The organism is Kinneretia sp. DJ1R-11, assembly GCF_025717595.1.
GTDB lineage: Bacteria > Pseudomonadota > Gammaproteobacteria > Burkholderiales > Burkholderiaceae_C > Paucibacter_A.
The window spans coordinates 24,867-45,090 of the sequence record NZ_JAJIRR010000003.1; the positions used below are offsets into that span (position 1 = coordinate 24,867).

Here is a 20,224-nt window from a genome sequence, read left to right on the forward strand (position 1 = left end):
TCAACTCGTTCTCGGACCGGGGTAGCCGACCAAAGGCCAGCTGGCCGGGTCATTGAAGAAAACCAGGCAGTTCAGGTCGCGCAAGGCATGGAAGACCTGCTGGCGCAAGCCCAGGCCGGAGCGGCCCATGGATTGCAGCCGGGCCTGGACCTCGGCGGTCGAGGCCTCGGCCCAGGGGCTGCGCAAACCCATAAGGCCGATGCGGCCGGGCGCTGTGCCCAGCAGGGTCAGCAGCTGGCCCAGCTCCGCACGCAGGGCCGGCGGGAAGCCGGCGATCTGGCGGTCGACTTGTTCCAGATGGCTGCTCAGGCGCGCTTCGCGGGCCGGGCCCTCGGGGGGCAAGAGGTCGCCGCAGACGGCCAGGGTGATGGCCCGCATCAGCTGGCGCGCCGGCGCGCTCAAGCGACCCTCGACCAGGCCGGGCTTGCTCAGCAAGGCCGTGCCGGCGCCGGCCACGGCCAGCAACACGGTGGCACCTAGGCCTAACTTCAAAAAGCGGCGGCGTTGCGGCAGAGCGGGGGAGGAAGCCGTTGAACTCATGCAATTCTCTTCAGCAGGCCCAGCAGGCGATCAAAGGTTTTGCCGTAAGGCGGGAAGAACAGGCGGGTGCCGGCCCAGCGCGACTGGTGGAAGACCGGCTTCTCTTTGCTGAAGCTGCGGAAGCCGAACTCCCCGTGGTAGGCGCCCATGCCGCTGGCGCCGACGCCGCCGAAGGGCTGCTCTTCTTGGCCGAGATGCCAGATGCAGTCGTTGACCGTCACGCCGCCGGCTTGCGTCTGGCTCAGCACATGCTCGCGCATGGCGGCATCGCGGCCGAACCAGTACAGGGCCAGGGGCTTGTCGTGGCGGTTGATATAGGCCAGGGCGTGGTCCACCTCGACGTAAGGCACGATGGGCAGCAGGGGGCCGAAGATCTCCTCCTGCATCACCGTCATCTGTTCGTTCACGCCGAGCAGCAGATGGGGCACGAGGGCGCGGCCGCCGGGCTTTTCCTCATGGCTGGGGATCAGCTTGGCGCCCTTGGCGCGCGCATCCTCAAGCAGGCCGCGCAGGCGGGCCAGGTGGCGCGGCGTGGCGATGTGGGTGTAGTCCGGGTTGCCGCCCAGCTTGGGGTAGAGCCGGCGCATTGCCAGCTTGATCTCATGGACCAGGGGCTCGACCAGGTCCTTGGGCACCAGCAGGTAGTCAGGCGCCACGCAGGTCTGGCCGGCATTGAAGAGCTTGCCGTGGGCGATGCGGCTGGCGGTGAGCTTGAGGTCACAGCTGCGGTCCACCAGGGCCGGCGATTTGCCGCCCAGCTCCAGCGTCACCGGGGTCAGGTTTTGCGCGGCCGCCTGGGCGACGATGCGGCCGACCGGCGTGGAGCCCGTGAAGCACAGGTGATCGAAGGGCAGGGCGGTGAAGGCGCGGGCCAGTTCGGCGTCGCCGTTGAGCACGGTCATTTCCTCGGGCGCGAAGAACTCGGCCACCATGGCGGCCATCAGCTCACCGGTGCGGGGCGTCAGCTCCGAGGGCTTGATCATCACCCGGTTGCCCGCGGCCAGGGCGCCCACGGCCGGGCCCAGGGCCAGGTAATAGGGGTAGTTCCAGGGCGCGACCACGCCGACCACACCCAAGGGTTGGCGCATCAGCCGATTGCTGGCCGGCAGAAAATGCAGGGCGGTGGGCTGGCGGCGCGGGCGCATCCAGTCGCGCAGATGTTTTTGCGCATGGCGGGCGCCCGATTCGACCGTGAAGATGTCGGCCAGCAGGGTTTCCTGGCGGGCGCGGTGGCCGAAATCGGCCGAGATCGCCTTAACCAGAGCTTCGCTGTGTTTGGCCGTCATGCGGCGCACGCGCTCCAGCCGGTCCAGGCGGACCACGCGGCTGGGCGCCATCTCCGCCCTGAATGCGGCGCGCTGCTGTTCCAGTACGAGATGCAGACGCTCTTGCAGCGTTTGATCCATTGAATGGTCTCCTGGCGGTCTTTTCATGTTTGCCGCCAAGGCTAACCGCAAGCGCAAGCCCTGCCTAGCGAGTCAGCCCTTGGCTAGAGGATGGCGTCTAGTTGCACAAAAGACGGGCGGCTGCACAAGCAGAACGGCCGGCCCGGCCTCATGAAGGACTGGGCCGGCCGCATGCAAGCTGACCGGGTGCAGGGTGATGGACGATCAGTGGCGGAAGTGACGCACGCCGGTGAAGACCATGGCCAGGCCGCGCTCGTTGGCAGCGGCGATCACTTCGTCGTCGCGCATGGAGCCACCCGGCTGGATGACGCAGGTGGCGCCGGCATCGGCCAGCACGTCCACGCCGTCGCGGAAGGGGAAGAAGGCGTCGCTGGCGACCACCGATCCCTTCAGTTCCAGGCCGGCGTTGGCGGCCTTGATGGCAGCGATCTTGGTCGAGTCGACACGGCTCATCTGGCCGGCGCCCACGCCCAGGGTCATGCCGCCGCCGCAGAAGACGATGGCATTGCTCTTCACATACTGGGCCACGGTCCAGGCGAACATCAGGTCATCGAGCTGCTGGGCGCTGGGCTGCAGGGTGGTGACAATTTTGAGGTCTTCCTTCTTGAGGAAGTGGTTGTCTGCGCTTTGCAGCAGGATGCCGGAACCGATGCGCTTGCTGTCGCCCAGATTGCGGCCTTGCAGCCAAGGTGTCGAGCCGCCCGGGGGCAGGTCGATTTGCAGCAGGCGCACATTGACCTTGGCCTTGAAGATTTCCAGCGCTTCGGCGCTGAAGCTCGGCGCCATCAGCACTTCGACGAATTGCTTGGACACGTGAGCGGCGGCTGCGCCGTCCACCTCGCGGTTGAAGGCGATGATGCCGCCGAAAGCGCTGGTCGGGTCGGTCTTCAAGGCCTTGGCATAGGCCTCGGCCGCGTTGGCAGCCACGGCCACGCCGCAGGGGTTGGCGTGCTTGACGATCACGCAAGCGGGCACATCGAAGCTCTTTACGCATTCCCAGGCGGCGTCGGAGTCGGCGATGTTGTTGTAGCTGAGCTCCTTGCCTTGCAACTGCTTGGCGGTGACCAGGGAGCCGGGGGCGGGGTAGAGGTCGCGGTACAGGGCTGCAGTCTGGTGGCTGTTCTCGCCATAGCGCAGGTCTTGCACCTTGACGAAGCTGCTGTTCATTTGGCCGGGGTAGGCGGCCTGGCTGCCGTCTTCGCTGCGTGCGCTCAGGTAATTGCTGATCGCAGCGTCATATTGAGCGATGCGGTTGAAGGCGGAAACGGAAGCAGCAAAGCGGGTCTTGTCGCTGGTCTTGCCCTCCGTCTTCAGCTCGGCCAGCACATGGGCGTACTGGCTGGCGTCGGTCAGCACGGTGACGTCCTTCCAGTTCTTGGCGGCGCTGCGCACCATGGCTGGGCCGCCGATGTCGATGTTCTCGATCGCGTCTTCCAGCGTGCAACCGGGCTTGGCCACGGTGGCTTCAAAGGGGTAGAGGTTGACGGCCAGGATGTCGATCATGGTGATGCCGTGCTGAGCCGCAGCAGCCATGTGCTCCGGGAAGTCGCGACGCGCCAGCAGGCCGCCGTGCACCTTGGGGTGCAGGGTCTTGACGCGGCCGTCCAGCATCTCGGGGAAGCCGGTGTGGTCGGCCACCTCGGTCACCGGCAGGCCAGCGTCGGCCAGCAGCTTGGCCGTGCCGCCGGTGGACAGCAGGCGCACGTTCAGGGCGTGCAGCGCCTTGGCGAATTCGAGGATGCCGGTCTTGTCGGACACGGAAATCAAGGCGGTCAAAGTGGGCGAAGGCGTCATGGCAGGTGCTCGTCGGGGAGTGTGGATTCGTGGCGTGTGCTGTGTGCGGCGCTTACAGCATCTGGTGTTCGGTCAGCTTGCGGCGCAAGGTGTTGCGGTTGATGCCCAGCCATTCGGCGGCCTTGCTCTGGTTGCCCAGTGCTTTTTGCATCACCACCTCGAGCAGGGGCTTTTCCACCAGCTTGATCAGCATCTCGTGCATGGAATGCGGCTCCTCGCCTTCCAGGTCGCTGAAATAGGCCTGCAGGTTCTCGCGAACGCATTGATCAATCGGGGTGGGCGTGGTGCTCATGCGGGGGTTCTCGGGGCTTGTTCTTCTGTGTCGGTGGCTTCGCCGTCGCTGGCGTCGGGGCGCGAGGGCGGCAGTCGTTCGTGTTGGTCGGCCAGCTCGGCAAACCACTGGCGCAGGGCGTGGACCTGGGCCTCGCAGCTCTCCAGCAGGTTCATGCGCTGGCGGAACTCTTCGCCGCCGGGCAGGCCGCGCACGGCCCAGCCGATGTGCTTGCGCGCGCTGCGCATGCCGGCCAGGGCGCCGTAGAGGCTGTAGTGGTCGTGCAGGTGTTCGATCAGCCAGTCGCTGGCGTCCTGCACGCGCGGTGGCGGCAGCGCTTCGCCGGTGCGCAGGAAGTGATCGATCTCGGCAAAGATCCAGGGCCGGCCTTGGGCGGCGCGGCCGATCATCAGGGCATCGGCACCGGTGCGCTCGAGTACGGCCTTGGCTTTCTGCGGCGAATCGATGTCGCCATTGGCCACCACCGGGATCTGCAGCGCGGCCTTGACCGCGGCCACGGTGTCGTACTCGGCCAGGCCTTTGTAGCCCTGCTCGCGGGTGCGGCCGTGCACGGTGACCATGGCAATGCCTGCATCCTGTGCGGCCAGGGCCAGGCGCTGGGCGTTCTTTTCGGTCTCGCACCAGCCGGTGCGCATCTTCAGCGTCACCGGCACGCCGTAGGGTGCGGCGGCTTCGACTACGGCGGCCATGATCTCGGTGGCCAGGGGCTCGTCCTGCATCAGGGCCGAGCCGGCCCATTTGGTGCAGACCTTCTTGGCCGGGCAGCCCATATTGATGTCGATGATTTGGGCGCCGCGCTCGATGTTGTAGCGAGCGGCTTCGGCCATCATGGGCGCGTCGGTGCCGGCGATCTGCACGGCGATGGGACCGGCCTCACCGTCGTGGTTGGCGCGGCGCGAGGTCTTGAGGCTGTTCCACAAGTCCTTGCGCGAAGTCACCATCTCGCTGACCGCATAGCCCGCGCCCAGGCGCCGGCAGAGTTGGCGGAACGGCCGGTCGGTGACACCGGCCATGGGCGCCACGAACAGTCGGTTGGGCAGGGAATGGGTGCCGAGGCGTAGCGTCGGCAGGGCGGCAGGCATGGAGGCGGGCAGGTGGCGGAACAACAGCGGGGTGAGCGGTTTTTGGGTGAATCCATCTGCCCAAAAATGAGGCAGGATTATAACCGTCGCACGCTTTTGCCGTAGCGACGACCCGTGAGCTACTTCACCAGCGGGCTTTGCTGGCGCCAAAGCTGGATGTTTTTCTCCAGCAGTTCGGGCAACACGCTGGCGCCGCCGAGCTTGTGCATGGCGCGGGCGATGCGGCCGCGCAACTCGCCAGTGTTGCAGGGTGATTTGTGTGACAGCGTCAGATGCAGGTTCTCGTTGGCCACGGCCGGTGAGAGCATCTTTACGTTGTGGATGTCGAGCTTGGCCAGAAAGGCCTGGCCGGGGCTGTCTTCATAGATCAGGTAGCTCGCACGGCCGCGCTGCAGCATCTGGATGGCCTGCTCCAGGCTGGCCACCTGGCTGATCTTGAGCGACTGCTTGGCGTAGCGGTCAAAGGCCTCGCCGAAGCTGTTGTTGATCACGGTCACGCCCTGTTGCCCGACCAGATCACTCCAGTGCGAATAGTTCAGACGCGACTTGTCTCCGACCCAGATCACCGAGCGGGTCTGGTGAAAGGCCGGCGTGAAGTAGTCCATGTACTCGGTACGGGCCTGGGTCCAGAAGGCCCCTGCGATCATGTCGATGCGGCCCGCCTTGGCCTCTTCCTGCACGCGACCCCAGGGGCCGACATAGCGCAGCTCGATGGCAAGGCCCAGCTCCTGGGCCAGCATCTGCATCAAGTCGGCATTGGCGCCGATCAGGCGGCTTTCGTCGGCCGGGTCGCGCCAGAGGTAGGGGGGGTACTGCGGGTTGCCCGAGGCCACCAGCGCACTGCAGCGGGTTTCGGCTGGCGCTGCCCGTGCACCGCTGCTGCTCAGCACGGCCAGCCCCGCCCACAGCCCGACGCTGAGCAACAGCTGGCCCATGAGCTTGCGCCGCGTACCGGGCCGGCTTGGGCTGCTGGAGGGGGGGGCGGGGGCGTGCATGGGGCTGTCAGGATAATGCCTTTGATGGAAGCCTACTTGGAAAACATGATCCATGGCCTGCTGGCCATGGCTGCACTGCCCGCGGTGGGCCTGCCTGCGGTGTTTCTGATTGCCCTGGTCTCGGCCACCTTGCTGCCCCTGGGCTCAGAGCCGGCGGTATTCCTGCTCGTCAAGGCCGACCCGACCATGTTCTGGCCGGCTGTGTTGGTAGCCACTCTGGGCAACACCATGGGCGGGGCGATCAGCTGGTGGATGGGGCGTGGCGCCGAGCTGGCCTACGAGCGCAGCCTCAAGCAAGCACCGCCGAATCCGCGCGCCCTTGCATGGCTGCAGCAGTTCGGCGCCAAGGCCTGCCTGTTGAGCTGGCTGCCGGTGGTCGGTGACCCGCTGTGCGCCGTGGCTGGTTGGCTGCGCTTGCCCTTCTGGCCCTGCGTGGCATATATGGCTCTGGGCAAATTCATCCGCTATGTGCTGATGACGGCGGCTCTGATCTGGGTCTTTCCCGTTGCCGCGCCCTGACTTGGGGCATAGCCTGGTCGAACGTGGACAATGCGCCCCAGTTCCAACTCTTCGTGAACCGCCTCATGAGCACGCCTGCCTACACCGAACTGTTTCAGCGTCACCAGCGTTTGCATCGCCTGGGTCATTTGCAATCGATCGCGCAATGGGACCAGTCGGCCAATATGCCGCCCAAGGGCAATGAGGCGCGCTCGCTGGCCCTGGCCGAGATGGGCGGACTCCTGCATCAGTTGGCCACTGAGCCGCAACTGAAGGGTTTGCTGGAACAAGCCGCCACAGAAGGCCTGGAGGCCGACCCGCGCGCCAATCTGCGCGAGATGGGCCGCGCCTGGCGCGCCTCCAACGCCTTGCCGCAAAGCTTGGTTGAGGCCAAGTCCTTGGCCAACTCGCGCTGTGAGCATGCTTGGCGCGCGCAACGCCAGGCCAATGACTGGGCCGGCTATGTCGAGAACTTGCGCGAAGTGGTGCGCCTGACCCGCGAGGAGGCCACGCTGCTGGCCGATGGCACTGGACTGTCGCGTTATGACGCGCTGCTGGACCTGTACGAGCCTGGCATGCGCAGTGCCGAGGTGGACCGGGTGTTCGGCGACCTGCGCAGCTGGCTGCCGGGCCTGATCCGCCAGGTGCGGGAGAAGCAGGCGCAGGAGACCACGCTGAAGCCGGTCGGCCCCTTCACGCAAGCGGCGCAGAAGAACCTGGGCCTGGACGCTATGCGATTGATGGGTTTCGATTTCGATGCCGGCCGCCTGGACGAGAGCAGCCACCCCTTCTGTGGCGGTGTGCCCGAGGACGTGCGCATGACCACGCGCTACCGCGAGGACGATTTCCTGCCCAGCCTGATGGGCACCATCCACGAGACCGGCCACGGCCGCTACGAGCAGAACCTGCCGCGCGAGTGGCTGGGCCAGCCTATGGGCCAGGCCCGCTCCATGGGCTTGCACGAAAGCCAGAGCCTGTCCTTCGAGATGCAACTGGGCAGCCACCCGGCTTTTGCGCGCCTGCTCAGCCCTCTCGTCAGCCGCCACCTGGGCGAGCAGCCGGCTTTTGAGCCTGGCAATCTGAACCGTCTCTTGACCCGAGTGAACCCGGGCTTGATCCGCGTGGATGCTGACGAGGTGACCTACCCGGCCCATGTGATCCTGCGCTACGAGATCGAGCGGCCGCTGGTCGAAGGCGAGATTGAGGTCGAGGACATTCCCGCCCTTTGGGACGCCAAGATGATGGAGCTGCTGGGCTTGGACACCCGCGGCAACTACAAGGACGGTTGCATGCAGGACGTGCACTGGGGTTGCGGCCTGATCGGCTACTTCCCCTGCTACACCCTGGGTGCCATGTATGCCGCCCAGTGGTTCGCCACCATGCGCCGCGCCATGCCCGATTTGGACGCGCACATTGCCGCCGGCGATTTGGCCCCGGTGTTCGACTGGCTGCGCGAGAACATCTGGCTGCAAGGCAGCCGTTTCGAGACGCCCGAGCTGGTGCGCCGCGCCAGCGGCGAGACCCTGAACCCGGCGCATTTCAAGGCCCATCTGCAAGCCCGCTACCTGGGCTGATCGACATCAGCCCGTGCAGGGCATGTTGGGCTGGGGTCGAAGCCACAAAAAAAGAGGGCGCCCCGTGGCCGGGGCGCCCTGAACATTGCGTCTTCTGTCTTCGCGTGCGTTTTTGTCCATTCGCTGGGCTGCAACGGCGATGTGTGGAGATCGCCGCCCGCCCTGTTCCAACGTCGTCCTGTTTCTTCTACTTTCGCTCTCTCTCTTTGCATGACCACGCCCAAGGCGTGGCTGCCACTCAGGCCTGCCGCTGGCGACGGCGGGCCATGAATCCGATGGCGGCGAGGCCGCCCAGCATCAGTGCGTAGCTTTGCGGCTCCGGCACGGCGCTGGTGATGCTGACTTGGTCGAGCGAGCTGCCCAGCTGATCGCTGAGGCCGCTGGCACGGAAGTAGAGGGTGGTGGCGCCGCTGGCGGTGAAGTCAAACTGCACCTGCTTCCAGTCGTGGCTGCTGCCGCCATTGCCGCCGCTGACCGAGTTCCACTGTGTGCCGTCCAGGCTCCAGTCGAGGCCGTTGCTGGCCTGGCCATTGCTCACCCGGTCGGCATAGAAAAAGCTCAGGGTGTAGCGCTGATTCGCCTGTGTGACCACGGTCTGGAACATGCTGCTGTTGGCCGTGGTGTCCAGTTCCACGAAATTGACGCCATCGCGGGCCAGTCCGACCACGTTGTTGCGCACCTCGATGCCGGCGCTTCCGCCAGTCCAGCCGCTGATATTGCTGAAGATTTCCCAGCGATTGCTGGACTTGATCAGCACCGATTCGAAGCTGCCGTTGAGCACCAGATTGCTGCCATCGGCCAGGCTCAGCAGCGGTGTGGCGAGCAGGAGGGCGGAGATGAGCTTCTTGTGCATGAATGAGACTTCCTGGGTGCTGGGCCGCCGGTGCGGAGGCCTTGGAAGTCATTCTTGCGGAGCCGCGCTTGCGGGAATACCCCTGCATGCAGGGGCTGCGGGGCCCGGCCGTGAAACCGGTCACGCCAGATGCTCAGGCGTGCCGGGCTTCCAGCAGGCTCAGGGCGGCGCGCAGCCGGCGCAAGGCGGTTTCGGTGCGGGTCGCGGCGGCCTCGCTCAGCAGGCGCCGGCCCGGTTCCTGCAGCACGTCCAGCTTGAGGCTGAGCCCATGGCGCTGCAAGGCCGCCTGCAGCTTGGGCGCACGGCGGCGCAGGCGCGCACGCGTGGTCTGGTACGCATGCTCGGCCAGATGGCGGCGCTGCGAGTAGCTGAAGGTGTTGGCCAGGAACATCTCGGCATCCCGGTGGTCGGGCTCGAACAAGAGGATGTCGGTGGCCGGGTGGGTGTGCTCGTAGCGCTTCATGCCCAGCTCCAGCCGGGAGTGGATCAGGGAGCGGAAGGTCTGGCTCATCACCAGAGGCAGGCCACCGTCGACCAGATGCGGAATCTGCCCGCCAAGCTCGGCGCCGGATGGCGGTACGCCGTCGCGGTCAGACTCATAGGGCACGAGCGGGTTCAGGCAGATCAGCAGGTCCACGCCTTCTTGCAGCAGCAAGGAGGCATGCAGGGTTTTCTTGAGGGCGCCGTCCACATAGTGACGGCCGGCAATCTTGACCGGCGGGAACAAGCCCGGCAGGGCTGCGCTGGCCTGCACGGCGCGCGAGATCGGCACATCATCCCAGCCCGGCAGGCCGAAGGGCACGGCCTCACCGCTGTCCAGATCGGTGGCTACCAGCACCAGGCGTTTGCCGAGTTCCCGGAAATCATTGCTGCGCCCGGGCAGGGCGAACTGGCGGCGCACCTGGGCTTCCAGTGCGTCGCCCGAAAGCAAGCCGGTCGGCAGGGCGCGGCCCAGGCGTTCGAAGGCGCCGAGCAAGGATCGGCCTTCCATCCAGTGGTCCCAAACGGCTGATTTCAGCAGACCGGGCAGCAGACGCAGGCGCTCGCCGAACTCGCCCCAGGCCGGGTGCATGAGCTCGGCGGGGTCGAAACTGTCGGGCGCGGTGACGCTGTTTTCGATGAAGGCCGCGCTCAGCATGCGCGGGCTCATGCCATTGGCGAGGCCGGCGGCAATGAAGCCGCCTGCACTGATGCCGATGTAGGAGTCGCAGTCGCAGAAGTCCAGGCCCTCGATCGACTCTTCCAACGCGCAAAGCGCGCCGATTTCGTAGATCGCGCCCAAGGGCCCTCCGCCTGCCAAAGCGAGGCCGATGCGGGGACGGCCGGAGCGGCGCGTCTGCTTGGCAGCCTGGGCGGGCGAGGTCGGGCGGCGATTGGGCATGCGGGGCTGGTGTCAGCGAAGGGGGTTGAGGATCAGGCTTGAGTACCGGTCTCGGCGCTGCCAGCGGCCGGTGCGGCAGGCGCTGCTGCGCTCACCGGGGCGGCGGCCTTCTTGGCGCGGGGCTTCGCTGCGGCCGCTGCGGGGGCAGCCTTGGGCGCAGCGGCGGCGGGCTTGGCCGCGGCCTTGGCTGCCGGCTTGGCGGCTGCCTTCGGTGTTGCCTTGGCAAAGGGTTGGGCCGGAGCCTTCACAGCCGCCTTCTTGGGGGCAGCCTTCACCGGGGCCTTTGCTGCGACCTTCGCCGGGGCTTTCGTGACCACAGGTTTGGCGGCCGGCTTGGCAGCTGCCTTGGCCTTGGGTGCGGCCTTGGCGGATTTGTCCGCCTTCTTGGCCGGGACCTTCAGGCCCAGCGCGTCGCTGAGGGCGTCGATGCGCTCGATCAGCTCGTCGATGTCCTTGGCAGCCGGCACACCCAGGCGCTTGAGCGCACGGGCGACACGTTCTTCAAAAATGGATTCCAGTTTGTCCCAGTGCTGGCCGGCTTTGCTGCCGACATCACCGGCCATGCCGCTGACCTTGCTGGCCATGGCGCCGAGCTTTTCTTCGGCGGCGGATTGAGTTTTCTTTTGCAAGTTCAGGCCCTCCTTGACCAGAGCTTCAAACACCTTGCCACCTTCGCCCTGGGCCTTGGAGAAGGCGCCCAGGCCGGCGGCCCAGATTTGTTGAGCGGAGTCGCGCACGCTTTGAGCCAGCTGGCTGTCCAGCAGGCCGGCGGGCAGGGCGCCGCCGAAGGCTCCATTGGAAGCGGAGTTTTTCTTGGCTGCCATTTTCTGAAGCTTCTTGACCATGTTGTCAGTCCTTGGAGGGCGTTGGAGTGGAGGATCGCCAGCCTTCGCCAGCGGTGACTTCACTATAGATCGCGCCGCTGGCATTTGGCACCGGGGAAAGCTAGGCAGTACGCTCTACCTAAGAGCGCTGGATCAGCGCTTGTGCGGGAAAGCGCGCAGCGGCGGCGGCTTTCACTTGGTCAAGAATCCGCTTACAAGAGTTTTGCGATTCCATCAGCAGGAGACATGCACATGCAGTATTTCGTCACCGGGGCCACAGGCTTCATTGGCAAGCGCTTGGTCAAGAAGTTGCTTGCCCGCCGCGGTAGCACGGTTCACTTCCTGCTGCGCGAGGAGAGTCGGGACAAATTGCCCGAGTTGCTGGCCTTCTGGGGTCTGGCCAAGAACAGCCCCCGGGCGCTGCCCGTGTTCGGGGACCTAACGGGCAAGAAGCTCGGTGTGGCGATCGATGACATCAAGCGACTCAAGGGTCAGATCGATCATGTCTTCCATCTGGCCGCGGTCTACGACCTCAAGGCCGACGAGGCCTCGCAAGTCGCGGTGAATGTCGACGGCACGCGCAGCCTGGTCGAGTTTGCCCAGGCCATCGAGGCCGGCCATGTTCACCATGTCTCGTCCATCGCCGCCGCCGGCCTGTACGAAGGCGTGTTCCGTGAGGACATGTTCGACGAGGCCGAGGGCCTCGATCACCCCTACTTCATGACCAAGCACGAGAGCGAGAAGATCGTGCGCAAGGAGTGCAAGCGACCCTGGACGGTCTACCGCCCGGCCATGGTGGTGGGTGACTCCAGCACCGGCGAGATGGACAAGGTCGACGGGCCGTATTACTTCTTCAAGCCCATACAGCGCCTGCGCCAGATCCTGCCGCCCTGGATGCCCTCGATCGGCCTGGAAGGCGGGCGCGTCAACATCGTGCCGGTGGACTTCGTCGTCAACGCGCTCGACCACATCGCGCATAAGGAACACAAGAGCGGCGCTTGCTTCCACCTGGTGGACCCGGTGGGCTACCGCGTCGGCGATGTGCTGGATATCTTCTCCAAGGCCGCGCATGCGCCCAAGATGAATCTGTTCATCAATGCCGCCCTGCTCGGTTTCATTCCCAAGAGCGTCAAGAAGGGCTTGATGGCGCTGGCGCCGGTGCGGCGCATCCGCAATGCGGTGATGAAGGATCTCGGCCTGCCCGACGATATGTTCACCTTCATCAACTACCCGACGCGCTTTGATTGCCGCGAGACCGAAGCCGCGCTCAAGGGCTCGGGCATTGCCTGCCCCAATCTGCATGACTACGCCTGGCGGCTCTGGGACTATTGGGAGCGCCACCTCGACCCCGATCTGTTCATCGACCGCAGTCTGCGCGGAGCCACCGCCGGCAAGGTGGTGCTGGTGACGGGCGGCTCCTCCGGCATTGGCTTGGCGGCGGCCAAGAAGTTTGCCGAAGCCGGCGCCATCACCCTGATCTGTGCCCGTGACGAGATCAAGCTGGCCGAAGCGGTGAAGGAGATTCGCGAAGCCGCCGGCGCGCAAGCCCAGGTGCATGCTTTCTCGGCCGACATCGCCAACGAGGAAAGCTGCGCGGCCATGATTGCCGCCATCAGCGAGCAGTTTGGTGGCGTTGATTTCCTGATCAACAACGCAGGCCGCTCGATCCGCCGCGCCATCGAGAGCAGCTACGACCGCTTCCATGACTTCGAGCGCACCATGCAGCTGAACTACTTCGGCTGCCTGCGGGTGACCATGGGGCTCTTGCCTGGCATGGTGGCCAAGAAGAAGGGCCATGTGGTCAATATCTCCAGCATTGGCGTGCTGACCAATGCGCCGCGTTTCTCGGCCTATGTGGCCAGCAAGGCCGCGCTCGATGCCTGGACGCGCTGCGCCTCCAGCGAATATGCGGACTTGGGCGTGACCTTCACCACCATCAATATGCCGCTGGTGCGCACGCCCATGATTGCGCCGACGCAGATCTACAAGAACGTGCCCACGCTGGCGCCCGAGGAGGCGGCCGATATGGTGGCGCAGGCCTGCATTGCCAAGCCGGTGCGCATCGCCACGCGTCTGGGCATCACCGGCGAGCTGATGCATGCCCTGGTGCCGCGTGTCGCGCAGATCGTCATGAACACCAGCTTCCGCATGTTCCCTGACAGCGACGCAGCCAAGGGCGCCAAGCCCGGTTCCAAGCCGCAGCTTTCGGCCGAGGCGATCGCCCTGCAGCAGATGATGAAGGGCATTCACTTCTGAGCGGCCACGCCGCTTCGGCTCAGGCCGCCAGGCCGATGCAGATCTGCGCGTGGCTGGGCCCGAGGTAACGCTCGAAGTCCACGCCATAGGCGCGCTGCGGGGCCTCGGCCTGCTCGAAATAGGCCCAGACCTCGCCCCAGGCCCGGATCAGGGCCTCCGGCAGCGGCCCCTGGGCTTCGAACACCAGGTAGAGCCCGCCCGGCACCTGCACCGAGCTGGCGCTGGCGGCGGCTGTGCCTTGGCCTGAACTTGCCTTGACTCCGGCCAGTACGCTGTATTCGCCGTGGTGGCGGTCGGCGTAATTGAAGTAGGCGCCGTGCACATCGCCGTGCAGGCCGGCGGCGGCAAAGGCCTGCCACAAGGGAGCGATGCGGCCGCGCTCCGGGTTCTGACGGTCCATCTCGGCGGCATTGCTGGTGCGGCAGCTCAGGCCCTGTAGGGCAAAGCTGCTGATGGTTTCGAGTTGAGGCATGGGCGTGCTTTCCTTTTCAAGCAAGGCTTGAGGCAAAGCGCGCAGTGTCCTCGCTGTTCGCGACAGGGCAGGCTTCGATATGCGCGTGTGTGCGTCAGCCGCGCATCGAGTGCTCGGCCGGGATGTCGCCGCCGCGAGTTCGGCTGAGGGCTGCGCACTGCGCCTTAGCGGCGCCCGCTGTCGTCGCGAAAGATAGCCAAGGCCCGCACCAGCTGGTCGGCTTGGTTGCGCAGGCTCTCGGTCGCTGCGGTCGATTGCTCGACCAGCGCGGCATTCTGCTGGGTGACCTGGTCCAGATGGGTGACGGCTTCGCTGACCTGACTGATGCCGGTGCTTTGCTCGCGGTTGGCTCCGCTGATGCTGTTGATCAGCTGGCTGACCCGGCTAACCTGCTGCACGATTTCGCCCATGGTGTGCTCGGCATCGCCGACTTGGCGGGCGCCATGTTCGACCTTCTCGACGCTGTCGCTGATCAAGGTCTTGATCTCCTTGGCCGCCTCGGCGCTGCGCTGGGCCAGGCTGCGCACCTCGGCGGCCACCACGGCAAAGCCGCGGCCTTGCTCGCCGGCGCGCGCTGCCTCGACCGCGGCATTGAGGGCCAGGATGTTGGTCTGAAAGGCGATGCCGTCGATGACGCTGATGATGTCGCTGATCTTGCGGCTGGAGGTGGTGATGCCCTCCATGGTGCGGTTGACCCGGCCCACCACCTCGCCGCCCTGAGCGGCGACCGCGCTCGCTTCCTGGGCGACCAGGGTGGCCTGCTGGGCGGTGTCGGAATTGTTGCGCACGGTGGCACTCATCTGCTCCATGGAGGCTGCTGTTTCCTCCAGGCTGGATGCCGCCTGCTCGGTGCGTGCGCTGAGGTCGTTGTTGCCCTGGGCGATCTCGCCGCTGGCGGTGCGAACGGTCAGCACCTGCTCGCTGACATCGTCCACGATCCAGCGGAACATCAGGCCCAACTGGTTGATGGAGCGCAGGGTCATGCCGATCTCGTCGACCCGGTTCATCTGCACATTGGCCTGGGTGTCGCCGGCGGCGACATTGCGAGCCTGGGCGGCCAGCATCTCGAGTGGAGCCGTCACCTGGGCGGTCAGCCACCAGGCGCTCAGGGCGGTGGAGATCGTCAGCACGGCGGCCAAGGCCAGCAGCGAGCCCGGCGCCAGGCCCATCGAGGCCGCGGCCGCCAAGCTCAGCAGCGGGGCCATGATCAGGCCAAGGCGCACGCGCCAGCGCACGGACAGGGTCTGCAGGCTGCGCGACACGATGTTGAGCAGGCCGCTGCGGATGATCAAGCCCTTGTGGAAGGCCTGGCTGCCGGCCGTGCCTTCGCGGAAGGCTTGGTAGAGCTTCTCGGCGGCTTGGACTTCGGCCCGGCCAGGCTTGGTGCGCACCGACATATAGCCGACGATCTTGCCCTTGCGTTCCACCGGCGTGGCATTGGCGCGCACCCAGTAATGGTCGCCGTTCTGGCGCCGGTTCTTGACCAGCGCGGTCCAGGATTGGCCTTCCTTCAGGGTCGCCCACATATCGGCAAAGGCTTGCTCGGGCATGTCGGGATGACGCACCAGATTGTGGGGCTGGCCGAGGATGTCTTTTTCTTCGTAGCCGCTGACGGCGACGAAGGCGCCGTTGGCATAACTGACCTTGGACTGGACGTCCGTGGTGGACATCAGGGTCGCGTCGGACGGGAAGTCGTATTCCCGCTGCGTGACCGGAAGGTTCTTGCGCATCGTCTGTACTCCACTGTTCACTGCCCCGAGAGCGGGTGCGGTGTACTTCATCAAACGAATTCTTCTTGCTGCGGGCGCGGGGCTATGGAGCCGCCTTCATGCGCCTCTTGGATCATCGGTTTCGGTGGCGGAAACTGTAAGGAAAGTCGTCTGAATTGCGCGAATACAACTGCTTGAGTGTTGCTGTCAGCTTGTATTCCGTTGTTCGCTCAATTTCTGCTAACGACATGCGCAGGCGCGACGTCTTCGACGTCGTGTCGCAATCTGGCTCAGGCTGAAATCATCCACTGGCCGGCCGGCCGGCAGGCCGTTCTGCGCGCGGCTCGGGTAGGCGACGGGGGCGCCGCAAGAGAAGGCGGGTTGAATCCTTTCAGCGCTGCGCTGAAGGAGGAATTGCATAGGTGCCCACCACATGGGCGACCGGATCCTCGCTGCCCTCGGAATAGAGACTGACCTCACCGACCGCCAGGGTCCGCCCCAGCTTCATCAAAGTGCAAACGGCGAGGATGTCGCGGTCGCCGGCCGGTTTGCGCAGGAAGTTGATGTTGAGGCTGGTGGTCACGGTCAGCGGCACGATGCCGATCTCGCCCAGGATGGCGACATAGAGCGCCACATCGGCCACCGTCATCAGCACCGGCCCCGAGACCGTGCCGCCGGGGCGCAGCTCGGCCACGCTGACCGGGTGGCGCACGGTCGCGCGCATCGGCGCCAGGGCCTCGATGCTGCATTTGCTTTGCGGGAATTCAGCCGCCAGAAAGTCGGAAAGTTCGGCCTGGCTGGGGCGTGCTGGGGCGGGTGTGGTGCTCATGGCGCGGGGCGGATTGGGACCATGGAAGAGGGAAAGCCGATTCTGACCGGCTCCCACCTCACGCAGGGCGGACCATGAAAAAAGGGCTTCCAGAGGAAGCCCTTGTGAGGGAAGAAGTGATGACCAGGCGCTGGCGCGCCTGGATCAGCAACTCATCACGGTGTGCAGCGATAGACCGTCACGTCGTCCAGGTACCAGCCCTTGACGCCGCCGCAGCCGTCGTTGCCGGCCTCAAAGCGCAGCTTGACTTTGTCATTGGGCTTGGCCAGCGAGGACAGGTTGACGATGGAACGGCCCCAGGAACCCTGGAGTGAACCGCCGTCCGTGCCAGTGAAGCCAGGCTGACCAGCCAGCGGGCTGTCGTTGCCCGGTGCGGCTGCCATGGTGGCGTTGTAGGCGTTGTAGATGAAGGCCGTGGCGGGAACCAGCTGCCAGGCGCCGCCGTTGACGCTGATCTTGACGTTGCCGCCGTCATAGCTGGCTTCGGTGGCCACATAGTGGTCGAAGGTCAGCTTGGGTTCGGTGACATCGGCCGGGATCGTGAACTCAGGGCTTTCCACGCGTTGCAGACCGGCCTGGTTGGAACCAGCGGCGCAGCTGCCGATGTTCGGGTTGCCTGCGAACAGGGCATAACCCGCACGACCGCCAGGTAAACCGTTGACCACGCCCCAGGTGCGGGGGGTGAATTCAGGGTTGCTGCCCGCATAGCTGACCGACCAGCGCACGCCGGCGCGCTTGCCACCGTCGAAGCTGTCCGTCAGCAGGGCGGTCGGCGAACCGACAGCGCACAGAGCCGGAGGCGACTTGGCCAGCAGAGGCTGGAAGTTGCACTGGGTCGGCGGTGTACGCAGTTCGATCGCCGTCACGACCTTGCCGACTTGCGCGCAATCCGAGGCGGTGATGATCTCGCCCGAGGCTGCGCCGGTGGTCAGGCTGGCCAGGTTGACGCCAGTGAGGTCGCTGCAAGACTGTTGCAGTGCGTCGGCATGGTCGACGAAGTTGCTCGCCGGGCCTTGGTAGACGCTTTGGGCGCGATAGTAGATGTGAGCTGCCTTGGTCAGGCCGATGCTCAGCACGTTCTGGCCGTTGTAGTTGCCACCATCCACCAGCAGGGCGTAACCGTGGTTGGGCACGCCGGAATTGCCGTGCACGCCGCCGTTGTCGGCGCTGGAGCAGGCGTACTGCGCGTCCGAGACCTTGCCGGGATTGCCATAGCAAGTCGGGTTGTACATGTCGCGGATGGCACCGCCGAAGGCCGTGGAGTCTTCGCCCATCAGCCAGCGTACGGAATTGTCAGCACCAGGGCCGCGCACGAGGGTGGCATTCACGCCTGCAGCCAGCTGCCCCTTGATTGCCGAGCCGTCGTTTTGCGACACCGACAGCGAGGGGATGGTGATGCTGGCGTCCGCACCGCCCATATTGACGATGGCCGTACCGCCGGTGTTGTTGCCGACGATGACGCCGATGGCGCCAGCCAGCTGCGCGTTCTTGACCTTGACTGCATAGCCGCAGGTGCCGCGGTCGATGAAGGCGATCTTGCCGGAGACATTCGCGGCCAGAGGTGCCGTGCAGCCTGCCGAGGTGCTGCCGACGTCAACGCCGACCACCTCGCCGCTCAGGGCCGGGAAGGTCTGCGGGCCGAAGGCTGCGGTGCCGGTGGTCTTGACACCGGCGATCGCTGCGGGAGCGTTGATGATGGTCTGCGCGACCTTGGTCGATACGGTGCAAGAACCATTGGTACGCGTGGCATCCGGCGTGTCACCGCCACGGCCATTGATGCGGTCGACGGTTTCACCCCAGATGTCCGAGTAGGCCTCGTTCAGAGCGCCGGACTGGTACTGATAAATCAGACCGTGGGTGTATTCCGTGTAGGCATGGCCCCATTCGTGCGCGGTGACATCGTCGGTGGTCGTGCCCGGGCAGAAGGAGATGTAGGTGCCGTTCCAGGAGGCGTTCGGGCAGGCGTCGCCGCGGTTGAAGATCGAGTCCATGGTCTTGCCCTTGCCGTCGAACGAGTCGCGGCCGAAGGCATTCTTGAACAAGTTGTAGATGTCCGAGGACGCCGCGATCATGTTGTCGGCTTCGGTGGTGCCGGTCGGGAAGGCCTGGCCTTCGACCCAGAACGGTGTGTTCGGATAGTTGGGCACCGGCGGCAGCTTGCCCTGGCCGTCAAAGGCACGGCGGTTCAGGCCTTCATGGATGCCGCTGATGGTGTCGATGACCTTGCCGGTGTGGGCGTCCACGTAAACGAACTCGCGCACATCGGCGCGGTTGCCCACTTCGACTTGCCAGGCCAGATGGTTGGCGCCGGCCACACCCTTGGCCAGGCCTTCGCGGAAGATCATCAGGGCCGGCGTGCTGGCGCTCAGCTTGACCGCGCGGCCTTGGTCGGCGGTGACTCGTGCCACGGCGATCTGGCTGGCCTGGGCTGCATTGCGGCTGGGGCTGGCGCTGACGGTGATGTCGGGAATGAAGTTGCCGTTGACGACCACCAGATTGCCGGCGGCATCAAAGTGCGACTTCAGCTCGGCGCCGAAGACCGGCAGGCCTTGGTAAATCTGGCGGTGCGTCAGGTGGGTGCCACCCTGACGGTCTTTCTCGATGGTGGCCGGTGCCAGTTCGGCGGCGGCATTGGAAATGCCGAACAGGCCGGCGTAGTCGCTCATGAACTGCACCGCGGCTGCTTGCTTGGCGGCGTCGCTGACGGCGCCGGCGCGTGCGGCCAGCCTGGCACCAACCGGCACCCGCACGAAGCGGGCGGAGCCGGTGGCGGCGTGGTAGGACACTTCGGCACTGCTGCCGGTGGCGCTGGCCAGACGGCTGGCGGCTTCGCGCTGACCGTTCAGGGCGCCTTGCGCCTGGGCTTGGCTGGCCAGGGCCATGCCCACGGACAGGGCGAGCATGGACAGCTTCAATTGATTTCGAATCATATGCACTCCGGGAGGCGCTGCGTGCAGCGCGTCAATAGGGTTTGGAGAGAGGACGGTCGAGGGGCGCGGCTTGCGGCGGCTCGATCAGGCGGCCTTGCGGCGGCGGGCGATGGCGCCCATGCCGGCCAGACCCAGACCCATCAGGGCCCAGCTGGCGGGTTCCGGCACGGCCGAGACGGTGCCGACCGTCAGGTTGTCCACATTGGCGTACAGGGACATGCCCGGGGCGCTGAAGGTCAGCGAACTGATGGTCTGGGTGGAGCTGAAGCCACGGAAGCTGTCGTTGATGCTGCTGGGGGTGAACATGGCAACGGTGCCGTCGCTCAGGGTCAGCTTCACCGACACGGACTGGAAGGCGTCCGAGAGGTTGATGGCGAAGAAGTTGCCGCCAACCGCCGTGACATTGCCGCTGGTGAAGTTGATCGTCAGCGCTTCATCGATCTGGTTGGTGCCGAGGAAGTCGCCGGTGGCGTAGAGGCCGCCGGCGGCTGACACGGTGTAGGTAAAGCCAGAGCCGCTGAAAGCGGCGACGCCGTCCGGGCTGGCCAGACCGGTGAAGGCCTCGGTGTAGGAGCTGCCACCCAGGCTGGCCAGGAAGGCGGCCGAGTCGGTGTAGGTGGTGGTGTCGGCGAATGACGGTGCGGCCAGAACGGCCAGCACGGCAGCCGAGATGAGGCGGTGAGCTGTCTGCATTAAAAATCCCTCAGGCAAGTGGATGGGGCGGACCCTTTCGGGTGCTCGTACCAGTAGGCTCGCATGTGAAGCAAGTCACGGCTAGGGGGGAAGCAC

Annotated in this window: 17 protein-coding genes; 3 read left to right on the forward strand and 14 right to left on the reverse strand. The window is 65.6% G+C overall.

Translation table 11 applies throughout. From position 1 onward, the window contains the following. The 6 genes from LNV23_RS06840 to LNV23_RS06865 form a co-directional block, all read right to left on the reverse strand. Window positions 1-540: a hypothetical protein gene (locus LNV23_RS06840; protein ID WP_263562293.1), complete on the reverse strand. Its 540-nt coding sequence runs from the start codon at window positions 538-540 to the stop codon at window positions 1-3. Beyond that, window positions 537-1,946, reverse strand: a complete 1,410-nt coding sequence (locus LNV23_RS06845) for a coniferyl aldehyde dehydrogenase (protein ID WP_263562294.1) — start codon at window positions 1,944-1,946, stop codon at window positions 537-539. The genes LNV23_RS06840 and LNV23_RS06845 overlap by 4 nt, the downstream gene beginning before the upstream one ends. 204 nt (window positions 1,947-2,150) lie before the next feature. Beyond that, window positions 2,151-3,740 carry a bifunctional phosphoribosylaminoimidazolecarboxamide formyltransferase/IMP cyclohydrolase gene (gene purH / locus LNV23_RS06850; RefSeq protein ID WP_263562295.1) on the reverse strand — a complete coding sequence of 530 codons (1,590 nt, stop codon included), beginning with the start codon at window positions 3,738-3,740 and terminating at the stop codon, window positions 2,151-2,153. A 52-nt stretch (window positions 3,741-3,792) separates the two neighbouring features. After that, window positions 3,793-4,032 carry a helix-turn-helix domain-containing protein gene (locus LNV23_RS06855; protein WP_263518744.1) on the reverse strand — a complete coding sequence of 80 codons (240 nt, stop codon included), beginning with the start codon at window positions 4,030-4,032 and terminating at the stop codon, window positions 3,793-3,795. Next, window positions 4,029-5,114, reverse strand: a complete 1,086-nt coding sequence (gene dusB / locus LNV23_RS06860; RefSeq protein WP_263562296.1) for a tRNA dihydrouridine synthase DusB — start codon at window positions 5,112-5,114, stop codon at window positions 4,029-4,031. The genes LNV23_RS06855 and dusB overlap by 4 nt, the downstream gene beginning before the upstream one ends. A 119-nt stretch (window positions 5,115-5,233) precedes the next feature. Then, window positions 5,234-6,109: a substrate-binding periplasmic protein gene (locus LNV23_RS06865; RefSeq protein ID WP_263562297.1), complete on the reverse strand. Its 876-nt coding sequence runs from the start codon at window positions 6,107-6,109 to the stop codon at window positions 5,234-5,236. A 24-nt stretch (window positions 6,110-6,133) separates the two neighbouring features. On the opposite strand from LNV23_RS06865, the gene LNV23_RS06870 reads away from it, so the two are divergent. Beyond that, window positions 6,134-6,628: a YqaA family protein gene (locus LNV23_RS06870; RefSeq protein WP_263562298.1), complete on the forward strand. Its 495-nt coding sequence runs from the start codon at window positions 6,134-6,136 to the stop codon at window positions 6,626-6,628. A 65-nt stretch (window positions 6,629-6,693) separates the two neighbouring features. Beyond that, on the forward strand, window positions 6,694-8,181 hold the full coding sequence (locus LNV23_RS06875; protein WP_263562299.1) for a carboxypeptidase M32: 1,488 nt from the start codon (window positions 6,694-6,696) through the stop codon (window positions 8,179-8,181). 238 nt (window positions 8,182-8,419) lie between these two features. On the opposite strand, the gene LNV23_RS06880 is transcribed toward LNV23_RS06875, so the two are convergent. The 3 genes from LNV23_RS06880 to LNV23_RS06890 form a co-directional block, all read right to left on the reverse strand. Next, complete coding sequence (locus LNV23_RS06880) at window positions 8,420-9,034, reverse strand: PEP-CTERM sorting domain-containing protein (protein WP_263562300.1); 615 nt, start codon at window positions 9,032-9,034, stop codon at window positions 8,420-8,422. 133 nt (window positions 9,035-9,167) lie between these two features. Then, window positions 9,168-10,415 carry a patatin-like phospholipase family protein gene (locus LNV23_RS06885; RefSeq protein WP_263562301.1) on the reverse strand — a complete coding sequence of 416 codons (1,248 nt, stop codon included), beginning with the start codon at window positions 10,413-10,415 and terminating at the stop codon, window positions 9,168-9,170. Window positions 10,416-10,447: 32 nt separating this feature from the next. Then, window positions 10,448-11,260: a phasin family protein gene (locus tag LNV23_RS06890; RefSeq protein ID WP_263562302.1), complete on the reverse strand. Its 813-nt coding sequence runs from the start codon at window positions 11,258-11,260 to the stop codon at window positions 10,448-10,450. A gap of 231 nt (window positions 11,261-11,491) precedes the next feature. On the opposite strand from LNV23_RS06890, the gene LNV23_RS06895 reads away from it, so the two are divergent. Then, entirely contained in the window at window positions 11,492-13,495 is a 2,004-nt protein-coding gene (locus LNV23_RS06895) for an SDR family oxidoreductase (protein WP_263562303.1), read from the forward strand. 19 nt (window positions 13,496-13,514) lie between these two features. Here LNV23_RS06895 and LNV23_RS06900 read toward each other — a convergent pair whose 3' ends face one another. The 5 genes from LNV23_RS06900 to LNV23_RS06920 form a co-directional block, all read right to left on the reverse strand. Then, window positions 13,515-13,967 (reverse strand): GyrI-like domain-containing protein, encoded by a 453-nt coding sequence (locus tag LNV23_RS06900; RefSeq protein ID WP_263562304.1) that lies wholly within the window; start codon window positions 13,965-13,967, stop codon window positions 13,515-13,517. A 164-nt stretch (window positions 13,968-14,131) separates the two neighbouring features. Then, complete coding sequence (locus tag LNV23_RS06905; RefSeq protein ID WP_263562305.1) at window positions 14,132-15,697, reverse strand: methyl-accepting chemotaxis protein; 1,566 nt, start codon at window positions 15,695-15,697, stop codon at window positions 14,132-14,134. Between the two features lie 370 nt (window positions 15,698-16,067). Next, a complete protein-coding gene (locus LNV23_RS06910; protein WP_263562306.1) occupies window positions 16,068-16,505 on the reverse strand; it encodes a PaaI family thioesterase in 438 nt (145 codons plus the stop codon). 155 nt (window positions 16,506-16,660) lie between these two features. Next, on the reverse strand, window positions 16,661-19,435 hold the full coding sequence (locus LNV23_RS06915; protein ID WP_263562307.1) for a M4 family metallopeptidase: 2,775 nt from the start codon (window positions 19,433-19,435) through the stop codon (window positions 16,661-16,663). An 84-nt stretch (window positions 19,436-19,519) separates the two neighbouring features. Continuing rightward, complete coding sequence (locus tag LNV23_RS06920) at window positions 19,520-20,128, reverse strand: PEP-CTERM sorting domain-containing protein (protein WP_263562308.1); 609 nt, start codon at window positions 20,126-20,128, stop codon at window positions 19,520-19,522. Window positions 20,129-20,224: the final 96 nt, after the last annotated feature.